Raw genomic sequence first — 18,867 nt, 5'->3', positions numbered from 1 at the left:
AGCACGGACGGGCGGCCGTGACATTTGTACTGCCCGGCTCCGTACAACCGGCATCTGCCGCGCCCGGCCCCCGGCCCGTAGCGTCCTTGCCATGACGATGACAGACGGGACACCGGTGGCCGTGTCCTTCACGGGGGCGGTCAAGACATTCGGCGCGGTGCGCGCCGTGGACGGGGTCGATCTGGAGATACGGCGCGGCGAGACCGTCGCGCTGCTCGGCCGCAACGGCGCGGGCAAGTCCTCCACGATCGCCCTCCTGCTCGGCCTGGACACCCCGGACGAGGGCACGGTCTCGCTCTTCGGCACCACGCCGGAGGAGGCGGTGCGCGCCGGGCAGGTCGGCGCGATGCTCCAGGAGGGCCGCGCGGTCCCCCGGGTCACGGTCCGCGAGCTGGTCTCCTTCGTGGCGGGCCGCTACCCGGCGCCGATGCCCGTCGCCGACGCGCTCGCGCTGGCCGGCATCCAGGACCTCGCGCAGCGGCGCGTCGACAAGCTGTCCGGCGGCCAGACCCAGCGGGTCCGGTTCGCCGTGGCCCTCGCCGGGAACCCGGCCCTGCTCGTGCTCGACGAGCCGACGGCCGCGCTCGACGTCGAGGCGCGACACGCGTTCTGGGCGTCGATGAGGGCGTACGCGCGGCGCGGTCACACGGTGCTCTTCTCCACGCACTACCTGGAGGAGGCCGACGCCCACGCCGACCGGATCGTGGTGATCGACCACGGCCGGATCGTCGCCGACGGCACCGGTGAGGAGCTGAAGCGGGCCGCGGGCGGCAGCCTCGTCTCGTTCGACCTGGCCGGGCGCGGCACGGAGGGCCTGTCGCTGCTGCCGGGGGTGACGGCGGTCGAGGTCCGCGGGGACCGGGCCAGGCTGCGTACGGACGACTCGGACGCGACGGTGATCGCGCTGGCCGAACTGAGCGCGATCCGGGGCCTGCAGGTCGCCCCGGCCTCACTCGACGACGCGTTCATGGCGCTGACCAGCGGCTCCGACGACCGCACGGAGAACACTTCCGGCAGCGGTTCCGACGACCGTACCGGCAGCGGTTCCGACACGGATCTGGAGACGGTTCGATGATCGACTACCTGAGGCTCGAAGTGCGCAGGACCCTGCGCGACACCATGTTCGTGATCTTCGGTGTCGGGATGCCGGTGATGATGTACCTGCTGTTCACCAACCTCGGCGAGAACGACCCGGACTGGAAGACGGTCTCCATGGTCGGCATGGCCGCGTACGGCGCGGTGGGCTCGGCCCTCAGCACCGGCGGCGGGGTCGCCGAGGACAAGACGATCGGGTGGCTGCGGCAGCTGCGGGTCACCCCGATGACGCCGCGCGAGGTGGTGGCGGGCCGGGCCCTGACCGGGTCGGTGACGGTCCTGCCGTCGATCGCGGCGGTGCTCCTCGCGGGCGGTCTGGTCAACGGGGTGCGGCTGGACGTGTGGCAGTGGGCGGCGATCGCCGTGCTGCTGTGGCTCGGCTCGATCCCCTTCACGCTGCTCGGTCTCGGCAACGGCTACCGGCTGACCGCGCAGACCACGGGTGTCGCGAACATGGTGTGCAATCTGGGGCTCTCCGTCCTCGGCGGCCTGTGGTTCCCGATCGCGCTCTTCCCCGGCTGGCTGCGGTCCGTGTCGTCGTACACGCCGACGAACCGCTTCGCGCAGCTCGGCACGGCCGTCGCCGACGGACACGCGCCGACGGCCGCCGCGGTCGGGGTGCTCGCCGCCTGGCTGCTGGCCTTCGGTTCGTACGCTGTGGTCTCGTACCGCAGGGCCGCGCGGACCGTCTGAACGACGGACCGCCTGAACGGGGAGCAGGGGAACCATGTCCTGGATGCACCGAGTCACCTGCCAAACGCACGAGCTGCGGGACGCCCGCAAGCAGTGGAAGGCCGACCGGGACGTATGGAAGGCGGAGTGGCGGGCCGGGCGCAAGGCGGGCCCGCCGGCGGAGACCATGGGGCCGCCGCCCAGCGGGTTCACGCTGCTGCCCTGGCTCCTGATGGGGCTCGGCGCGTTCTCGAACCTCCTCCAGGGCAAGACGGCCAACCCCTGGATCGGCGCCATCGGCCTGTTCGTCTTCAACTCCCTCTACATCGCCGTCGTGTTCAGCTCGTTCGACAAGCGGCGGCGCGAGGGCCGCTTCACCCGCCTGGCGCTGATCGCGATGGGCCTGCTCACCTGCGGGCTCGCCCTCACCTACGGCGGCAGCTGGCTGGCGTTCTTCCCGCTGTTCGGCCTCGCGGTGGGATCTGTCGTCCGGGGCCGCCGCCTCGGCCAGGTCGGCCTCGGCCTGAGCGTGCTCGGCGGGGGCGTCTCCTGGCTCAAGGAGGGCATGGGCTGGGACGCGATCAACATCGCGTACGGCACGTTCCTGTCGACGATGGTGACCGCCGCGATCCTCTCCCTGTCCGAGGCGGTACGTGAACTGCGGGCGGCCCGCGAGGAGTTGGCGCACCGGGCGGTGGAGCAGGAGCGGCTGCGGTTCTCCCGCGACCTGCATGACCTGCTCGGGCACACGCTGTCCGTGATCGTGGTGAAGTCGGAGGCGGCCCGCCGGCTCGCGCACCGCGACCTCGACGCGGCGCTCACGCAGGTGTCCGACATCGAGTCCGTCGGCCGGCAGGCGCTCACCGAGATCCGCGAGGCGGTCACCGGCTACCGGGAGGGCAGCCTCTCCACCGAGCTCGACCGGGCCCGCTCGGCGCTCACCGCGGCCGGAATCGAGCCCGTCGTGCGCCAGTCGGGCCCGCCGCTCGCCGCGCAGACGGAGGCGCTGCTGGGCTGGGTGGTACGGGAGGCGGTCACGAACGCGGTGCGCCACAGCGGGGCGGCACGCTGCGAGATCTCCGTGGACGGCACCCCGGAGCGCGTACGGCTCAGGGTGTACGACAACGGGCGCGGCGCCGCCGCCGAGCCGCCGGAGCCGGGCATCGGCGGCACGGGCCTGCGGGGCCTGACCGAACGCCTCGGAGCGGCGGGCGGCTCCCTGGAGGCGGGCCCGGCGGCGCGCGGCTTCACGGTGACGGCCATGCTGCCCGTCCTGCGGGACGGCGTGGAGCAGGACGAGGCGCGGGAGCCGGACCCCGTACGGGAGGCGGAACGCGCGGGGTGACGGCGCTCGGGGCGCTCCGCCCTGGGCCCGTGAACGAGATCTCACGCTACGGGTGCCGGATGGCCCGGAGATGTGGCGCGCAGCCGCTCGCACTCGGGGCGAGGACGCGAAATGCGGCTTGGTCAAGGCCCCGAGGACTTCCCCGCCGAGACGGCTACCGGGTCGTGAGCCACGCTGCGAGCCCACTCCCCGTCGTCGTGGCGAGGGCTGCCACCAGCCATCCTGGGACACGCTGAATCGTCAAGTGCACTCCGCCGCAGCGAAGTTCGAACCGGGTCTTGCTGTCGAGTCATGTCATGCCGGGCCGCGATGGCGTGTCATGCGTATGCGCGTCCGCCCCGTGGAATCGCCTTGCTGGCGCCGGAGTGTGCGTCTGATCATGGCCCTGTTGCTGAAGATGATCGACAACAGTGGGGTGACTCGATGGACGCCTTCTTCGATACGGGTCCGTTGGAGGGGCGGCTGGTGCGGCTGGAGCCCTTGGGCGTCGAACATGTTCCAGGGCTGGTGGAAGCGGCTCAGGAGGGTCGGGAACGATACGTGCTGACCAGTGTTCCTGCAGATGAGGGGGAAGCGCGGGAGTACGTCGCGAGGATGCTCACGGGGCGGGAGACGAACTCGGTGGTGGCCTTCGCCACGATCGACTGCTGCACGGGACGGGTGGTGGGCTCCACGCGATTCTGTAACTTCGAGAACTGGCGCTGGCAGGAGAAGTACCGGCGGCGTTCGCCCGCCATACCGGACGCGGTCGAGATCGGCGGCACCTGGCTCGCCCGGGATGCGCAGCGGACCGGGATCAATCGGGAAGCAAAGCTGCTGATGCTTGAGGTCGCCTTCGAGCGGTGGCAGGTTCACCGGGTCCGTTTCCGTACCGATGCCCGTAACGAGCGTTCGCGGGCTGCCATCACTGCGCTGGGCGCACAACTCGACGGGGTCCTCCGGGCAGAGACCGCTGGGTATGACGGGGCGATCCGAGACAGCGCAACGTACTCGATGCTCGCCTCGGAGTGGCCGGACATCCGCAAGGCGCTCGAAGCCTCCCTGCACCGCTGAGACAGACCTCGATTTATGCGTGACCTGCGGAAAATCGCAGTAGGGGAACAGCAAAGCGGCCCCAGGACCTTGGTCATCGGTGCCGGGGCCGCTTGTTCTGTTCAGCCCTTGGACGGAACGACGAATCCTCGTACCGGCCTGGGCTCCGGATTACGCGACGCCGGTTGCTGCGCACGCTTCCACGCTGCGACCAGTTCCGCGTATCGCGGGTTGATCCACTCGGACATGCGTCACCTCCACCGTCAGGTTACGGGCGGCTGGGGGTACGGCATGGGACGGATGGTGCGCTGAGTTGCCCGTCATCACCCCTCGACAGTAGGTAGCGGCGATCGCAGCTAGAAGTGACTGCGAGTACGGGTAAGTGACTGCGTCAAACAGGCCGGGGGACGCTATGGACCAGCACCCGCGAACAACCCTGACCGGCGGTCAGGGAACGTCCGGGCGGACGCGTGCGGGCATCATTTCGGGATACGTCTTCCGTACCATCCGCGAGCAGTTGGGGCACACACAGGACGCGCTCGCCGAAGCCTTCGTCGTCTCCCCCGACGCGGTCGCAGGCTGGGAATCGGGGCGGCGCCCGCTGACGTCGGTGCCGGTCGGGCAGATGCTTGTGCACCGCCACCGGCTCACGCGCATGGGCACAGCTCCCGCTCTGCTGGCTGCGCTTGAGCGGGCGATGGAGGCCGACGTACTGCTGGCCAGCGCCCTGGACGAGGACGCGCCCACAGAGACCAGTCCCCTCGGCGCCTGAGTGATGCCGCGCGACTTGGTCGAGGTACTGGCCTGGCCGCTGAACGGCGTCGCTCCTACCCCGCTGCGGGACCTCCCCGATCCGCCCCGCCCACGCCGCGGACCGGTACCGGCCGCACCCGAGTTACCCAAGGGTGAACGCGCACGGTTCTTCACACGCATGTGGCAGACCGCCGAACGGGCTCGCGGTGGCGACTTCCTGCTCCGCCGACAGGCCCTGTACCTCGCCGGCTACGACGACGCCGCCGACACGTCCGAGTGGTTGGCCCAGCAACAGCGGACCGAGCGGCCCGACGACTGGCTCACAGGTTGGCTCAACTCCCGCTCTGCGGCGGCGGTCGCTGCGCGCCCAGGTGACCGCGACAGAATGGGCTACTTCATCACTCGCACCCTCGGCGACGACGACGCGGCCGAGGCGGCGAACCTGAACTACTGGGCGTACTGGATCGGCGAGGCTCCGCACATCCAGCTCAGTGACGACTTCATCGCCTCACCCAATCCCGGTCCATGGCAGGGAGACCGACTCCTTCACCACCTGATTCGGGGGCTGACTCCGCAACACGGCTTCTTCGATCTCAACGTTCACACCCTGTGGACGCTGCTGGCCGTCCGCCCGAATCTGCTGCGCGGGAAGTCGTCGGCAGGACAGGCCCTGCGCGACAGGCTGCCGGTGATGTTGGATGACAGACAGCTCTCGGCGCAGGCGCGACGGGAGTTGGAGGGCATCCGCTACGCAATCCGCCTCACCGAGGCGTGAAAGGGGACACCGTGGCTGACCAGGACCTGACGGCGGTAGCGCATTTCCTGTACGAGGCGGGGACGCTGAAGACCGCACGTCGCACGGGCTGGTGGATGGCCGGGGTACGCGACCCCGAGAGTGTTGCCGAGCACGCGTGGCGCACGTCGATCATCGCCTCGGTTATCGCGACTCTCGAAGGCGCAGACCCTGCACGCGCCGCGCACATGGCGGTGTGGCACGACTCGCAGGAGACGCGTACAGGGGACATCAACCACCTCGGCAAGAAGTACGCGACGCCGGGCGACCCCGAGGCAGTGACCGCGGACCAGACGGCCGGCATGCCCGAGGTCCTGGCGGCGGCGGTGCGCGCGGTCGTTGCCGAGTACGAGGCGAAGGAATCACCCGAGGCCATCTGTGCCCGAGACGCCGACAAGCTGGAGTGCATGCTCCAGGGCTTGGAGTACAAGGCTCAGGGCAACACCAGCGCACAGCGGTGGATCGACAACTCCCGTGCCCGCATCGTCACGGAGTCAGGGCAGCGTCTGGCCGACGAGCTCCTGGCCCAAACTCCGCTGGAGTGGCTGCGCGCAGCTATGGGTGAGAAAGGCTGAGGCAGCAACGACGGAGAGCCCCCTACCACCCGAAGGCGTGAGGGAGCGTTGTTCGTTGCTCTCGTATGTCCCGAACCCCCGCCGCGCCCCCTCAACAGCCCACCACCCCTACCCTGTTCCCCGTGAACGAGATGCCCAGCGACTACCGGCCCGCCAAGTCCGTCCGCGTGCTCCTCGCCGAGGATCAGGGCATGATGCGGGGCGCTCTCGCGCTGCTGCTCGGGCTTGAGGAGGACATCGAGGTTGTCGCGCAGGTGGCGACTGGGGACGCGATCGTCGGTGCGGCCCTGGAGTCGCGGCCGGACGTGGCGCTGCTCGACATCGAACTGCCGGGCCGCAGCGGCCTGGACGCGGCGGCGGACCTGCGTGCGGAGTGCCCGGACTGCCGGGTCCTGATCCTGACGACGTTCGGCAGGCCGGGGTATCTGCGCCGGGCGATGGAGGCGGGTGCGGCCGGATTTCTGGTGAAGGACGGTCCGGTGGAGGATCTCGCGGAGGCCGTGCGGCGGGTCCTGCGTGGTGAGACCGTCATCGACCCGGCGCTCGCCGCCGCCGCGCTGAGCGCGGGCCCGAACCCGCTGACGGCCCGCGAGTGCGATGTCCTGAAGGCGTCGGTGGACGGTGCGACGGTCTCCGACATCGCGGGCAAACTGCATCTGTCGGAGTCGACGGTGCGCAACTATCTGTCCTCGGCCATCGGCAAGACAGGGACCCGTAACCGCATGGAGGCCATGCGGGAGGCGCGGCAGCAAGGGTGGCTCTGAACGCTCCTGCGCCACGGGCTCCGCCCCGGACCCGCTCCTCAATCTCCCCCAGACTCCGTCCGGGGGGACCCCCAGGGGCTTGATTTCCCGCCCCGCGGCATCCACGTCACCAGCAGAACCACCGCCACCAGCAGGATTCCCGCACCCCACTGGAACGCGGCCGCGTACCCGCGCGTGAGGTCCTCGGGCCCGACTCCCCCGGCGGACCGGCCGGCCGCCACGGTGGACAGGATCGCGAGGCCGAGCGAACCGCCCAGCGTCCGCGAGGTGTTGACGAGTCCGGACACCAGACCGGCGTCCCCGGGCGCGGCGCCCGAGGTGGCGAGCGAGGCGAGGGGTGTCATCGCGAGTCCGGCGCCCGCCATCATCACCATGCCCGGCAGCATGATCCCGGTGACGTAACTGCCGTGCGGGCCCATCGTCGACTGCCAGATGAACCCGGCGGCCGTGATGAGGACGCCGGACACTGCGACGGCCCGCGCGCCGGCGCGGCGCATCAGGCGCGGGGCGATCTTGGATCCGGCGACGACGGCGAGCGAGCTGGGCACCAGGGCGAGGCCGGCCTCGATCGGGCTGTAGCCGAGGACGTTCTGCGCGTACAGGGTCATGAAGAACCACATCGCGAAGCTGCCCATGCCGCACACGAACATCGCCGCGTTGGCCGCGGCGACCGCACGGACGCGGAACAGGCCGAGCGGCATCAGTGGGAGGCGTGTGCGTGCCTCGACGGCGAGGAACGTCGCGATCAGCGCCAGGGCGATGCCAAGGGGCACGAGGGTCGCGGCGGCGCCCCAGCCCTCCGCCTCGGTCTGCACGACGCCGTAGGCGAGGGTCGCGGTGCCCGCCGTGACGAGGACCGCGCCCGGCAGGTCGAGGCGCCGCTCGCCGCCCGCCTTCGACTCCTGGATCCAGCGGGCGGCGGCCGCGAGCACCAGGGCGCCCAGAGGGACGTTGATCAGCAGCACCCAGCGCCAGTCGAGGCTCTCGGTGAGCACGCCGCCGACGAGGCCGCCGGCCGCGCCGCCGCCCGCCCCGACGGCGGTCCACGTCGCTATGGCCCGCGCGCGGGCGGCGCCCTCCGGGACGGCGGACGTCAGGATGGTGAGTGTCGACGGCGCGAGGACCGCGGCGCCGAGTCCCTGGACGGCGCGCGCGGCGAGGAGCTGCCAGCCCTCCTGCGCGACGCCGCCCGCGAGCGAGGCGAGCGTGAAGAGCCCGAGCCCCACGAGGAACATCCGCTTGCGCCCGAACAGGTCACCGGCCCGCCCGCCGAGCAGCATGAACCCGGCGAACGCGATCGAGTAGGCGTTGACCACCCATTGCAGCCCGGTGGCGCTGAGCCCCAGGTCCGCACGCATGGACGGCAGGGCGACGTTGACGACGGAGACGTCGAGGACGACGAGGAACTGTCCGGCGCAGGCAGCGGCCACGACGAGCCAGGTGGGCGGCGCGGCCTTGCGGGCTATCGCGATGTCGGCAGGGGCTTCAAGCATGAGTGTCATGGTCGCAGGCGGGGGACGGGCCGTACATCCGGATTTCGGCGCACCGGTCCTCATACGGAGGACCTAGGGCCGCCGCAGCATGGTGACCACCGCCGCGCCGCCGAGTCCGATGTTGTGGGCGAGTCCCACGCGGGCGTCCGTGACCTGGCGCGCCCCGGCCTCGCCCCTCAACTGCCAGGTGAGTTCCGCCGCTTGGGCGATGCCGGTGGCGCCGAGCGGGTGGCCCTTGGAGATGAGGCCGCCCGACGGGTTCACGACCCAGCGTCCGCCGTACGTCGTCGCGCCCTCCTCGACGAGCTTTCCGGAGGCGCCGGGCGCGCACATGCCGAGCGCCTCGTAGGTGAGCAGTTCGTTGACGGAGAAGCAGTCGTGCAGCTCGATCACGTCGACGTCCTCGATGCCGAGCCCGGACGTCTCGTAGACGCGGGTGGCGGCGGCGCGTGACATGGGCTGGCCGACGACGTCGATGCAGGAGCCGGAGGCGAAGGACTCCCCCGTGTCGGTCGTCATCGCCTGGGCTGCGATCTCGACGGCCTTGTCGCCCAGGTCGTGCAGCTCCACGAACCGCTCCGACACGACGACGGCCGCCGCCGCGCCGTCCGAGGTGGGTGAGCACTGGAGCTTGGTGAGCGGCGCGTGGATGGTCTTCGCGGCGAGGATCTCGTCGACGGTGTACGGGTCCTGGAACTGGGCGTACGGGTTGTTCACGGAGTGCCGGTGGTTCTTGGCCCCGACGGCGGCGAGCTGGGCCTCGGTCGTGCCGTACTTCTCCATGTGCTCGCGGGCCGCGTCGCCGAAGACCTGGGCGGTGGGCGGGGACATCTCGAAGCCGTGCTTCGCGGCCATGATCCCGTAGTGGCGGGCGACCGGTGAGGTCTTGAAGTCTCCGCTGTCGGCTCCCCCGCCGAGCGCGCCGCGCTGCATCTTCTCGAAGCCGAGCGCCAGCACGCAGTCGTTGATGCCGCCCTCGACGAACTGCCGGGCGAGCATCAGCGCGCTCGAACCCGTCGCGCAGTTGTTGTTGACGTTGTAGACGGGGACGCCGGTCAGGCCGAGTTCGTAGACCGCGCGCTGCCCGGCCGTGGAGGCCTGGAAGCAGTAGCCGACGGGGACCTGCTCCACGTCCTCGTATCCCACACCGGCGTCCGCGAGGGCGGCCGCGCCCGCCTCCTTCGCCATGTCCCAGTATTGCCAGTCACGACTCTCGGGCTTCTCGAACTTGGTCATTCCGACGCCGACTATGTACGACCTCATGGCTGTGGAACCCTCCTGCCACTAACTGACGATGCGTCAGATAGTGGCAGGAGCGGCCTCATGAGGGAAGGGCTTCCCCGGCTTCCCGGACGGCGGGCCCTAGCGGAAGGCCGCGTGACCCGTGAGCGCCTGGCCGAGCGCGAGCGTGTGCATCTCGGTCGTGCCCTCGTAAGTGAGCACGGACTCCAGGTTGTTGGCGTGGCGGATCACCGGGTACTCCAGCGAGATGCCGTTGGCGCCGAGGATCGTGCGGGCGGTGCGGCAGATCTCAATGGCCTCGCGGACGTTGTTCAGCTTGCCGAAGCTGATCTGCGCGGGGTGGACACCGGCGGGCGAGTCCTTGAGGTCGGCCAGGCGCAGCGCCGTCAGCGTCGCCTTGTGGAGTTCGAGCGCCATGTCGACGAGCTTTTGCTGCGTGAGCTGGAACGCGGCGATCGGCTTGCCGAACTGCTCGCGCTGGCCCGCGTACGTGGCGGCTGCCTGCCAGGCCGAGCGCGCGGCGCCGGTGACGCCCCAGACGATGCCGTAGCGCGCCTCGTTCAGGCAGGTCAGCGGCGCGCCGACGCCCCGCGCCTCGGGAAGCACGGCGGACGCGGGCAGCCGTACGCCGTCCAGGACCAGCTCACTCGTCACGCTCGCCCGCAGCGACATCTTGTGCTTGATCAGCGGGGCCGAGAAGCCGGGGGTGTCGGTGGGCACGACGAAACCACGCACCCCGTCCTCGGTCTGCGCCCATACGACGGCGACGGCCGCGACCGAGCCGTTCGTGATCCACATCTTGCGGCCGTCGAGGACCCAGTCGTCCCCGTCGCGCCGGGCCCGCGTCGTCATGGATGACGGGTCGGAGCCGTGGTCGGGCTCGGTCAGGCCGAAGCAGCCGATGGCCTCGCCCGCCGCCATGCGCGGCAGCCACTCCTGCTTCTGCTCCTCGGAGCCGAAGCGGTGGATCGCGAACATGGCCAGCGAACCCTGCACGGACACGAAGGAGCGCAGGCCCGAGTCCGTCGCCTCCAGCTCGCGGCACGCGATGCCGTACGCGCGGGCCGACATGCCGGCGCACCCGTAGCCCTCCAGGTGCATGCCGAGCAGGCCCATCTTGCCGAATTCGCGGGCGAGTTCGGGCAGGTTCGGCAGCTCCCCGCTCTCGAACCACTCGGCGATGTGCGGCTCGACCTTGTCGTCGAGGTACTGGCGGACCGTGTCGCGTACGGCCCGCTCCTCGTCGGTCAGGAGCGATTCGAGGTTCAGCGGGTCGACGGGGTCGAGGGCGGCGAACGGCATGATCAGGCTCCTTGAGGGTGGTCGAGCAGGCGGTCGATGGCGGACTCGTCGTAGCCGAGTTCGGTGAGTACGTCCCGGCTGTGCAGGCCGAGGGTGGGCGGGGCGGTGCGCACCGCGGGGCGCTCGCCGCGGAAGGTGACGGGGAAGGCGACCTGCTGGAGCGGGCCCACGTCCGGGTGGTCGACCTTCTGGACCATGCCGAGCGCCTCGGTCTGCGGGCAGTCGTAGACCTCGTCGAGGGTGCGGATCGGCGCGACGGGGACGCCGCGCGGCTTCAGCAGGGCGCACCAGTTGGCCACGCTTTCGTCGACGAGGACGGACTCCAGTTTGGCGTTGAGGGCCGTGCGGTGCGTGACGCGGGCGCGGTTGGTGGCGAAGCGCGGGTCGTCGGCCCACTCCGGGTGGCCGAGCGCCTCGCTCAGCTTGCGGAAGAGGCCGTCGCTGCCGACGGCGATCACGAAGTGGCCGTCGGACGCCGGGTAGGCCTGGTACGGGACGAGGCTCGGGTGGCCGGAGCCGAGGCGGGTGGGGCGCTCCCCGGTGGCGAAGTAGCCGGTCGCCCAGTTGATGTGCAGGGCGAGCTGGGACTCGTACAGGGAGGTCGTGACGTACTGGCCGTGGCCCGTGCGCTCGCGTTCCACGAGTGCCGCGTTGACGCCGATCAGGCCGAAGAGGGCGGCGCCGAGGTCGCCCATCGCGTAGCCGGCCTTGACGGGCGGCCCGTCGGGTTCGCCGGTCAGGGACATCAGGCCGGCCGACGCCTGGGCCACCATGTCGTAGCCGGGCTCGTCGCGCAGCGGGCCCGTGTCGCCGAACGCGGAGATGTGCAGGATGACCAGCCGCGGGTAGCGCTCGCTGAGTTCGCGGTAGTCGAAGACGCGGGCGAGCGAGCTGCCGGGGCGGAAGTTCTCCACCATCACGTCCGCGTCGGCGAGCATGCGGTGGACGGCCTCCTGCCCCTCGGGGGACTTGAGGTCGAGGGTGACGGAGCGCTTGTTGCGGTTGGCGGCCAGGTAGTAGGTCGCGTCGGGGCCGTTGAAGGGCGGGCCCCAGGCGCGCGTCGGGTCGCCGCCGTCGGGGTGCTCGACCTTGATGACGTCGGCGCCGAGGTCGGCGAGCGACATGGTGACGTAGGGCCCGGCGAGGATCTTGGACAGGTCCACGACCTTCATACCGGCCAGCGGTGCGGCGGGGCGGGGCTGCTCAGGCATGTGCGGCGGACTCCTTCACCGTGATCTCCATGGGTGCGACCTGTCCACCCTCGGCCAGTTCGGCCAGGTGGTCCAGTGCGGCGCGGGGCGGGGTGTCCGGGTCGTCGAGGAGCGCCGTGCACGTGCGGGCGACGAGGAGCGCGCGGCCGTTGCCGGTGGTCTCCGTCTCGTGGGCGGCCTGGTCGTACAGGAGGGTCTCCATGACGGCGCGCGTGAGCTCGTCCGCGTACCGGCCGATCCTCATCTCCTGTTCGTCGGCGGGGAGTTCGAGGAGCGCGTCGCCCTTCTTGCGCAGCACCTCCCAGCGGTCCCGCGTCTCGGCGCGGTCGCCGTACGTGTCGGCGAGGGTGCGGTGGGCGGCCTGGCGGCGCATGCAGCGCAGCACGTCGAGCGCGATGACGTTCGAGGAGCCCTCCCAGATGGAGCCGAGGTGGGCGTCGCGCACGAGCCGGGGGTTGACCCAGTCCTCGATGTAGCCGTTGCCACCGCGGATCTCCATGGCCTCGCCGGTGACGGAGCGGGCGCGCTTGCACAGCGTGTGCTTGGCGAGCGGGGTGAGGACGCGGACGAGCTCGCGGGCGGTCCCGTCGCCGTCGTCGGCGGCCGTGAGCTCGGCCGCGGCCTCCAGGACGAGCGCGAGCGCCCCCTCCGTGTCGATGATCATCGGCAGGAGCGTGGCCCGCATCAGGGGCTGCTCGAAGAGCGGCTTGCCGAAGACGTGGCGTACGTGGGTGTGGTCCACGGCCTCGCGGACGGCGCGGCGCATCAGGGCGGTGGCGCGCATGGCGTTGGACAGCCGGGAGACATTGAGCATCTCGGCCATCTGCCGGAATCCGTTGGTGAGTTGGCCGACGGGGGTCGCGTACGCCTCGTCGAGGGTGACCTCGCCGCTCGCGATGGACTTCGAGCCGAGCTTGTCCTTGAGCCGGTCGATGCGGATCGCGTTGCGGGTGCCGTCGGGGCGCAGGCGTGGGACGAGGAACATGCCGAGGCCGCGGGTGCCCTCGCCCTGGCCGGGGACGCGGGCGAGGGTGAGGATCACATCGGCGCCCGGATTGGACGCGAACCACTTCTTGCCGGTGAGCGTCCAGTGCTCGCCCCGGTCGGTGGCGACGGTCTCCGTCAGGCCGACGTCCGTGCCGCCCTGCCTCTCCGTCATGAACATCGCGCCCGTGGCGCGCAGTTCGGGGTCGGTGGAGGCGAGCGCGGCGATCTCGGCCGCGTACCGCTCGGGGTCGAACAGGCGCAGGATGCGGGCGGCCGAGTCCGTCATGGACAGCGGGCACGCCATGCCGAACTCGGACTGCACGTAGAGGTAGGACAGGGCGTACTTGACGGTGTGCGGGACCTTGGACGGCCAGCCGTGGACGCCGGGGCGGTGCGACATCGCGGCGAGCCCGAACTCCTCGTAGGCGATCGCGGCGGCGCGGTCGTGGGCCGGGTGGTACTCGATCTCGTCGACGCGTTCGCCGCCGGGGGCGTACTGGACCAGGCGGGGCGGGTTGGCGTCGGCGAGTGCGGCCTGCCGGTCGAGGTCGCCGGCCGCGAGCGCGCCGAGTTCGACCAGGAGCGGCTCGACGCGGGAGCGGTCGTCGACGGACAGGACGCGGTCGAGGAAGGGGCGCAGCGCGGGGTCGCGGTCGGCGTAGTTCATGGTGGATCTCTCCGGGTCAGGCGTGGGAGGCGGTGCGGGTGGTGGCGGCAGCCGGCTGTGGCACGGCGGCGATACGGGCGAGCAGCGGCAGGACACCGGCGAGGGTCACGAGGGTGTAGCCGAGGCCGAGCGCGACGACGGGCCAGATCGATCCGGTGGCGCCCAGCAGGTACTGGGAGACGATCGGCGCGGTCCCGGCGAACAGCGTCGTGCAGAGCTGGTACGAGAGGGACATGCCGGTGTAGCGGACCTCGACGGGGAAGACCCGGGCGAGGATGCCGGCGAGCGCCGCGTAGTACATGGCGTGCGGGAAGGTGGCGAGGCCCATGCCGAGGACGGCCAGCCAGAAGTTGCCGGTCCCGACGAGGACGAACATCAGGGGCAGCACGACGAATTCGGGCAGCAGCATCCACAGCACGGCTTTGCGCAGCGGCCACTTGCTCGCGAGGACGGCGCCGAAGGGCTGCACGATCACCTGCACGACCAGCGCGAGCGAGATGACGGTCAGGAACGAGGTGCGGTCGAAGCCGAGGTCGGAGGTGGCCCAGGACAGGGCGAAGGTCGTCTTGACGTAGGTGATCGCGACCCCGGCCGTGCCGGCGAGCATCCCGAGCAGGACCAGCATCGGCGAACGGGTCAGGACGTCCTTGATGGGCAGCTTGGACGTCTGCTTGCGCTCCAGGGCGGCGGCCATCTCGGGGGTCTCGGCGAGCCGCAGGCGAATGAACAGGCCGACGGCGACGAGCACGGCGGAGAAGAGGAACGGGACGCGCCAGCCCCAGGACTCGAAGGCGGCGTCCGGGAGTTGGGCGATGCCGAGGAAGGCGAGCGTGGCGAGGAGGTTGCCGACCGGGGACCCCTGCTGGGCGAACGCCCCGTACAGGAGCTTGCGCTTGGGCGGGGCGTACTCGGTGGCGATGAGGACGGCGCCGCCCCACTCCCCGCCCATCGCGACGCCCTGGATCATGCGCAGCAGGACGAGGAGGACGGGCGCGGCGGCGCCGATCTGCGCGTAGCCGGGGAGCAGGCCGACGCAGAAGGTGGCGGCGCCCATCATGGTGAGCGTGGTGACGAGGGCCTTCTTGCGGCCGTAGCGGTCGCCGAAGTGGCCGAAGATCACGCCGCCGAGGGGGCGGGCCAGGAAGCCGACCCAGAAGGTGGCGAAGGCGGCGAGGGTGCCTACGGCGGGCGAGGCCTCGGCGAAGAAGACCTTGCCGAGGACCAGAGCGGATGCGGAGCCGTAGATGTAGAAGTCGAACCACTCGATGGTGGTGCCGACGAACGCGGTGACACCGGCGCGGCGGGCGTCACGGGCCTGTGTTGCGCTGACCCCGGGGACCGGGGCGTCGTGCTGCATGACGAGCGTCCTCTCGTAGCGGCATCCCGCTGGGAGGGGACGGGCCAGAGGGGGCGGGCCGGAGGGGGGCGGGGCCACCGAGCGGCCGGTGCCTGTCCACGCTCCACGCTCCACGCCCGGCACTCATCGCTCCGTCGCGAGACGTGGATCACTCTGCACCCGCTCATTAGGATGTGTCCAAGACCAATACCGGAGTCCAGTAAGACGTCATCCGTCAAAATTTCGGGGGATCATCCGGATCCGGTGGCATCGGGCGCGTCCGGGGGCGTCGGCAGGACCGCCTCCGCCACGCGCAGGACCGCCTGGAGGGGCGCCGACCGGTTTCCGGTGCGCCAGCCGAGGGCGATGGGAAGCACCGGCACGTCGTCCCCGACCAGCGGGCGGAACACGACGTGTTCCAGATGGATGGCGCGCGCGGACGCCACGACGACGGCGAGCCCGACGCCCGCGCCGACGAGGGCGAGCATGTTGTACGAGTCCGGCGCCTCCTGCGCGATCCGGGGCGCGAACCCGGCGTCGTGGCAGGCCTGCACCATGGCCTCCCTGACGGCGGAGCCGCGGGCGACGGGGAACGTCACGAACTGCTCGTGAGCCAGCTCGGAGAAGTGCACCTCGTCCTGCCGGGCCAGCGGATGGCTGTCGGGCAGCGCGAGCACGAGGCGCTCCATCCGCACGACGCGCGCGGTGATCCCGCGCCGCACGGGGAGCGCCACGAACCCCACGTCGAGCGACCCGTCCGCGATCCTGCCGAGCGCCTCACCGGTGTACGTCTGCCCCTCCAACACGAGCTCGATGCCGGGGAGTTCGGAGGTGACGGCGCGGGTCAGCAGCGGCAGCGCGGAGTAGCTGCTGGCCCCGGCGAAACCGACGGTGACCCGGCCCACTTCCCCGAGGTGCGCGGCCTGCACGGTCCTGCGCACGGCCGACGCCTCGGCGAGCAGATGCCGGGCGGGCCCGAGCAGCGCGTGCCCGGCCGCGGTGAGCCGCACGGTCCGGGTGGTCCGGTCGAACAGCTTGACGCCCAGGTCCCGTTCGAGCAGCTTGATCTGCTGGCTGAGCGGCGACTGCGCGATGTGCAGCCGCTCGGCGGCCCGCCCGAAGTGCAGTTCCTCGGCGACGGCGACGAATCCTGAGAGGTGTCTGAGCTCCACGCGGCGACCATACGGCCCGCCCCGCGGCCCTCAGTCCCGAGGCAGCCCCAGAATTCGCTCAGCCACCACGTTCAGCTGCACCTGTGTCGTACCGCCGGCGATCGTCAGGCAGCGCGACATCAGGAACCCGTGCAGCGCCCGCTCCCCCGCCCCCTCCCGCAGGGCGCCCTCGGGGCCGAGGAGCTCCAGCGCGAGTTCGGCGACCTTCTGCTGATGCGGCGTCTGCACCAGCTTCCGTACGGAGGCCCCCGGGCCGGGCTCCGCGCCGGCCACCTGCCGCATCGTCGTCCGCAGCCCGATGCAGCCCAGGGCGTGCGCCTCCGCGGCGAGCGCGCCGATCCGCGCCCGGTACGCGCCGTCGAGCGTTCCGGCGCGGTCGATCAGCGCCTCCAGGCCCGTGTCGAAGGTCAACTGGTCGGCCATGTGGACCCGTTCGTTGCCGAGCGTGTTCCGCGCGACGCGCCAGCCGTCGTCCACCTGCCCCACCACGGCGTCCGCGGGGAGCAGCACGTCGTCGAAGTACACCTCGTTGAAGAGCGAGTCCCCGGTGATCTCTTTCAGGGGCCGTACGTCGATGCCCTCGGTCCGCTTCATGTCGACGACGAAATAGGTGAGGCCCTTGTGCTTGGGAGCGTCCGGGTTCGTGCGGGCGAGCAGGATCCCGTGGTCGGCCCACTGGGCCGCGCTCGTCCACACCTTCTGCCCGTTGACCCGCCAGCGCCCGTCCTCGGTGCGCTCGGCCCTCGTCCGCAGCGAGGCCAGGTCGGAACCGGCGCCGGGTTCGGAGAACAGCTGGCACCACAGGACGTCGCCCAGGAGCGTGGGCAGCAGGTAGCGGTCCCGCTGCTGCGGGGTGCCGTAGGCGAGGAGCGAGGGGACGACCCAGGTCCCGATGCCGAGGTCGCTGACGCGGACGCCCGCGGCGGCGAGTTCCTGCTGTACGGCGAGCTGCTGGACGGGGCCCGCGCCGAGGCCGTACGGCTCGGGCAGGTGCGGCGCCGCGTAACCGGTGGGTGCGAGGGCGCGGCGGGCCGCGGCCGGGTCGAGGCCGCGCATCCCCTCGACGGCCTCGCGGGCCCGCGCCCGGAACGCCTCCGCCTCGGCGGGCAGTTCCAGGCGCAGTTCGCGCCGCGCCCCGCCCTCCGCCAGCCGCACCGCCCGCAGCCGGTGCGCGTCCCCGGCGCCGAGCAGCTGCCGCGCGACGACGGCCCGCCGCAGATACAGATGCGCGTCGTGCTCCCACGTGAACCCGATCCCGCCGAGAACCTGCACGCAGTCCTTGGCGCAGGAGTACGCGGCGTCGAGCGCGGCCCCGGTAGCGAGGGAGACGGCCAGCTCACGTGCCGCGCCGCCGTCCGGCCCCGCGTCACCGTCCCCCGCCGCCCGCGCCGCGTCCCACACCAGGGCCCGCGCCTGCTCGACCCGGACCAGCATGTCCGCGCACAGGTGCTTGACGCCCTGGAACTGTCCGATCGGCCGCCCGAACTGCTCCCGCACCTTCGCGTACTCCGCCGCCGTGTGCAGCGCCCATGCCGCGACGCCGCACGCGTCGGCCGCGAGGACGACGGAGGCCAGGTCACGGGCGGTGGCCGTGTCGACGGCGAGGATCCGGTCGCCCGGCACGAGGGCGCCCCGGGCGGTGATCTCCGCGGTGGGGCGGGTGGGGTCGGCGCTCTCGTGGACGCGGCTGCTGAGTCCGGCGGTGCCCGCGTCGACGGCGGCCCATACGGTCCCGGTCGCGGACTCGGCGGCCAGGAGGAGCAGGTCGGCGTCGCCGCCGGACAGGACGGGCGGCGCCACCCCGTCGAGGACGAGCCCGTCGGACACGGTGACGGCGGTGAGCGTTCCCGTACCGAGAGCGGCGGCGCCGATGCGGTCGCCGGACGCGAGGGACGCGGCGAGGCCGGCGGCCCCCGCGCGCCGCAGGATCAGCGAGGCGGCGGCGTTCGCCACGAAGGGGCCGGGCAGCGCGGCCCGCCCCGTCTCTTCGAGGACGACCGCGAGGTCGACGAGGTCGCCGCCCCCGCCGCCGTACTCCTCGGGCAGATGGAGGCCGAGCAGCCCCTGTCCGGCGAGGCCGTCCCAGTGGGCGGGGCGGCCCGCGGGGGCCGCGGTGGCGTCGAGCAGTTTGCGCACTTCCTCGGGCGGTACGGCGCGTGCGAGCCAGCCGCGCACGGCGTCCGACAGCTCCTCTTGCTCCTGCGTGATCGCGATGCCCATGCGGCGCACGGTAGAACACGTTGCAATATGACGGAAGGTCAGATGCGGATCCCGCGACCCCCCGGCATGTAATCAAAAGGTAAAGACCGTCAAGACTTCCCCTTGTACGACGCCCGTCGGAATAGTCGCCCCAGGTAACGGGTTCAAGTTGCACGTACCCGACGCGCGAAACCCGCCGCCCGCGCGACGCCTGAAATCTCTGCCTCCG

General features: G+C 71.5%; 14 protein-coding genes and 1 pseudogene. 7 read left to right on the top strand and 8 right to left on the bottom strand.

The window, feature by feature from the left end:
- Nucleotides 1-91 precede the first annotated feature (91 nt).
- The 7 genes and pseudogenes from AC07EJ_RS05240 to AC07EJ_RS05210 all read left to right on the top strand — a co-directional run bounded on the left by AC07EJ_RS05240 (nt 92) and on the right by AC07EJ_RS05210 (nt 7,029).
- The gene (locus tag AC07EJ_RS05240; RefSeq protein ID WP_389475920.1) at nt 92-1,075 is read left to right on the top strand and encodes an ABC transporter ATP-binding protein; all 984 of its coding nucleotides are present in this window, start codon (nt 92-94) and stop codon (nt 1,073-1,075) included.
- Nucleotides 1,072-1,788, top strand: coding sequence for an ABC transporter permease (locus tag AC07EJ_RS05235; RefSeq protein ID WP_389475922.1), 717 nt, complete (start codon nt 1,072-1,074; stop codon nt 1,786-1,788). The genes AC07EJ_RS05240 and AC07EJ_RS05235 overlap by 4 nt, the downstream gene beginning before the upstream one ends.
- 34 nt (nt 1,789-1,822) lie before the next feature.
- The gene (locus tag AC07EJ_RS05230; protein ID WP_389475924.1) at nt 1,823-3,112 is read left to right on the top strand and encodes a sensor histidine kinase; all 1,290 of its coding nucleotides are present in this window, start codon (nt 1,823-1,825) and stop codon (nt 3,110-3,112) included.
- Between the two features lie 423 nt (nt 3,113-3,535).
- Nucleotides 3,536-4,165 carry a GNAT family N-acetyltransferase gene (locus AC07EJ_RS05225; protein WP_478883824.1) on the top strand — a complete coding sequence of 210 codons (630 nt, stop codon included), beginning with the start codon at nt 3,536-3,538 and terminating at the stop codon, nt 4,163-4,165.
- 391 nt (nt 4,166-4,556) lie between these two features.
- Nucleotides 4,557-5,672 (top strand): annotated as a pseudogene (locus tag AC07EJ_RS05220) (helix-turn-helix domain-containing protein).
- 11 nt (nt 5,673-5,683) lie between these two features.
- Nucleotides 5,684-6,265, top strand: a complete 582-nt coding sequence (locus AC07EJ_RS05215; RefSeq protein ID WP_389475928.1) for an HD domain-containing protein — start codon at nt 5,684-5,686, stop codon at nt 6,263-6,265.
- 131 nt (nt 6,266-6,396) lie between these two features.
- Nucleotides 6,397-7,029 (top strand): response regulator, encoded by a 633-nt coding sequence (locus AC07EJ_RS05210; RefSeq protein WP_393582787.1) that lies wholly within the window; start codon nt 6,397-6,399, stop codon nt 7,027-7,029.
- Between the two features lie 38 nt (nt 7,030-7,067).
- Here the strand turns inward: AC07EJ_RS05210 and AC07EJ_RS05205 are convergent, their stop codons facing one another.
- From AC07EJ_RS05205 to AC07EJ_RS05170, 8 genes are all read right to left on the bottom strand, one after another.
- Entirely contained in the window at nt 7,068-8,522 is a 1,455-nt protein-coding gene (locus tag AC07EJ_RS05205; protein ID WP_389475930.1) for an MFS transporter, read from the bottom strand.
- A 72-nt stretch (nt 8,523-8,594) separates the two neighbouring features.
- The gene (locus AC07EJ_RS05200) at nt 8,595-9,785 is read right to left on the bottom strand and encodes a lipid-transfer protein (RefSeq protein WP_478883823.1); all 1,191 of its coding nucleotides are present in this window, start codon (nt 9,783-9,785) and stop codon (nt 8,595-8,597) included.
- 99 nt (nt 9,786-9,884) lie between these two features.
- Nucleotides 9,885-11,066, bottom strand: coding sequence for an acyl-CoA dehydrogenase family protein (locus AC07EJ_RS05195; RefSeq protein WP_389475934.1), 1,182 nt, complete (start codon nt 11,064-11,066; stop codon nt 9,885-9,887).
- Nucleotides 11,067-11,068: 2 nt separating this feature from the next.
- Entirely contained in the window at nt 11,069-12,277 is a 1,209-nt protein-coding gene (locus AC07EJ_RS05190) for a CaiB/BaiF CoA transferase family protein (RefSeq protein ID WP_478883822.1), read from the bottom strand.
- Entirely contained in the window at nt 12,270-13,931 is a 1,662-nt protein-coding gene (locus AC07EJ_RS05185) for an acyl-CoA dehydrogenase family protein (protein ID WP_478883821.1), read from the bottom strand. Before AC07EJ_RS05185 ends, AC07EJ_RS05190 begins: the two co-directional genes overlap by 8 nt.
- A gap of 16 nt (nt 13,932-13,947) precedes the next feature.
- Nucleotides 13,948-15,288, bottom strand: coding sequence for an MFS transporter (locus tag AC07EJ_RS05180; protein WP_389475940.1), 1,341 nt, complete (start codon nt 15,286-15,288; stop codon nt 13,948-13,950).
- 230 nt (nt 15,289-15,518) lie between these two features.
- Nucleotides 15,519-16,439, bottom strand: a complete 921-nt coding sequence (locus AC07EJ_RS05175; RefSeq protein ID WP_362899673.1) for a LysR family transcriptional regulator — start codon at nt 16,437-16,439, stop codon at nt 15,519-15,521.
- 30 nt (nt 16,440-16,469) lie between these two features.
- A complete protein-coding gene (locus AC07EJ_RS05170) occupies nt 16,470-18,659 on the bottom strand; it encodes an acyl-CoA dehydrogenase family protein (protein WP_389475943.1) in 2,190 nt (729 codons plus the stop codon).
- Nucleotides 18,660-18,867: the final 208 nt, after the last annotated feature.

It is taken from the genome of Streptomyces sp. NPDC045026, assembly GCF_056432625.1.
Note: the sequence above shows the minus strand (reverse complement) of the source record. Positions and strands in the feature narration are given on the sequence as shown.

Excerpts from the sequence above, each read along its gene's own strand:
- AC07EJ_RS05180 (WP_389475940.1), bottom strand. The coding sequence starts at position 15,288 with ATGCAGCACGACGCCCCGGTCCCCGGGGTCAGCGCAACACAGGCCCGT.
- AC07EJ_RS05205 (WP_389475930.1), bottom strand. The coding sequence starts at position 8,522 with ATGCTTGAAGCCCCTGCCGACATCGCGATAGCCCGCAAGGCCGCGCCG.
- AC07EJ_RS05225 (WP_478883824.1), top strand. The coding sequence starts at position 3,536 with ATGGACGCCTTCTTCGATACGGGTCCGTTGGAGGGGCGGCTGGTGCGG.
- AC07EJ_RS05195 (WP_389475934.1), bottom strand. The coding sequence starts at position 11,066 with ATGCCGTTCGCCGCCCTCGACCCCGTCGACCCGCTGAACCTCGAATCG.
- AC07EJ_RS05170 (WP_389475943.1), bottom strand. The coding sequence starts at position 18,659 with ATGGGCATCGCGATCACGCAGGAGCAAGAGGAGCTGTCGGACGCCGTG.
- AC07EJ_RS05230 (WP_389475924.1), top strand. The coding sequence starts at position 1,823 with ATGTCCTGGATGCACCGAGTCACCTGCCAAACGCACGAGCTGCGGGAC.
- AC07EJ_RS05210 (WP_393582787.1), top strand. The coding sequence starts at position 6,397 with ATGCCCAGCGACTACCGGCCCGCCAAGTCCGTCCGCGTGCTCCTCGCC.
- AC07EJ_RS05235 (WP_389475922.1), top strand. The coding sequence starts at position 1,072 with ATGATCGACTACCTGAGGCTCGAAGTGCGCAGGACCCTGCGCGACACC.
- AC07EJ_RS05200 (WP_478883823.1), bottom strand. The coding sequence starts at position 9,785 with ATGAGGTCGTACATAGTCGGCGTCGGAATGACCAAGTTCGAGAAGCCC.
- AC07EJ_RS05190 (WP_478883822.1), bottom strand. The coding sequence starts at position 12,277 with ATGCCTGAGCAGCCCCGCCCCGCCGCACCGCTGGCCGGTATGAAGGTC.
- AC07EJ_RS05240 (WP_389475920.1), top strand. The coding sequence starts at position 92 with ATGACGATGACAGACGGGACACCGGTGGCCGTGTCCTTCACGGGGGCG.
- AC07EJ_RS05185 (WP_478883821.1), bottom strand. The coding sequence starts at position 13,931 with ATGAACTACGCCGACCGCGACCCCGCGCTGCGCCCCTTCCTCGACCGC.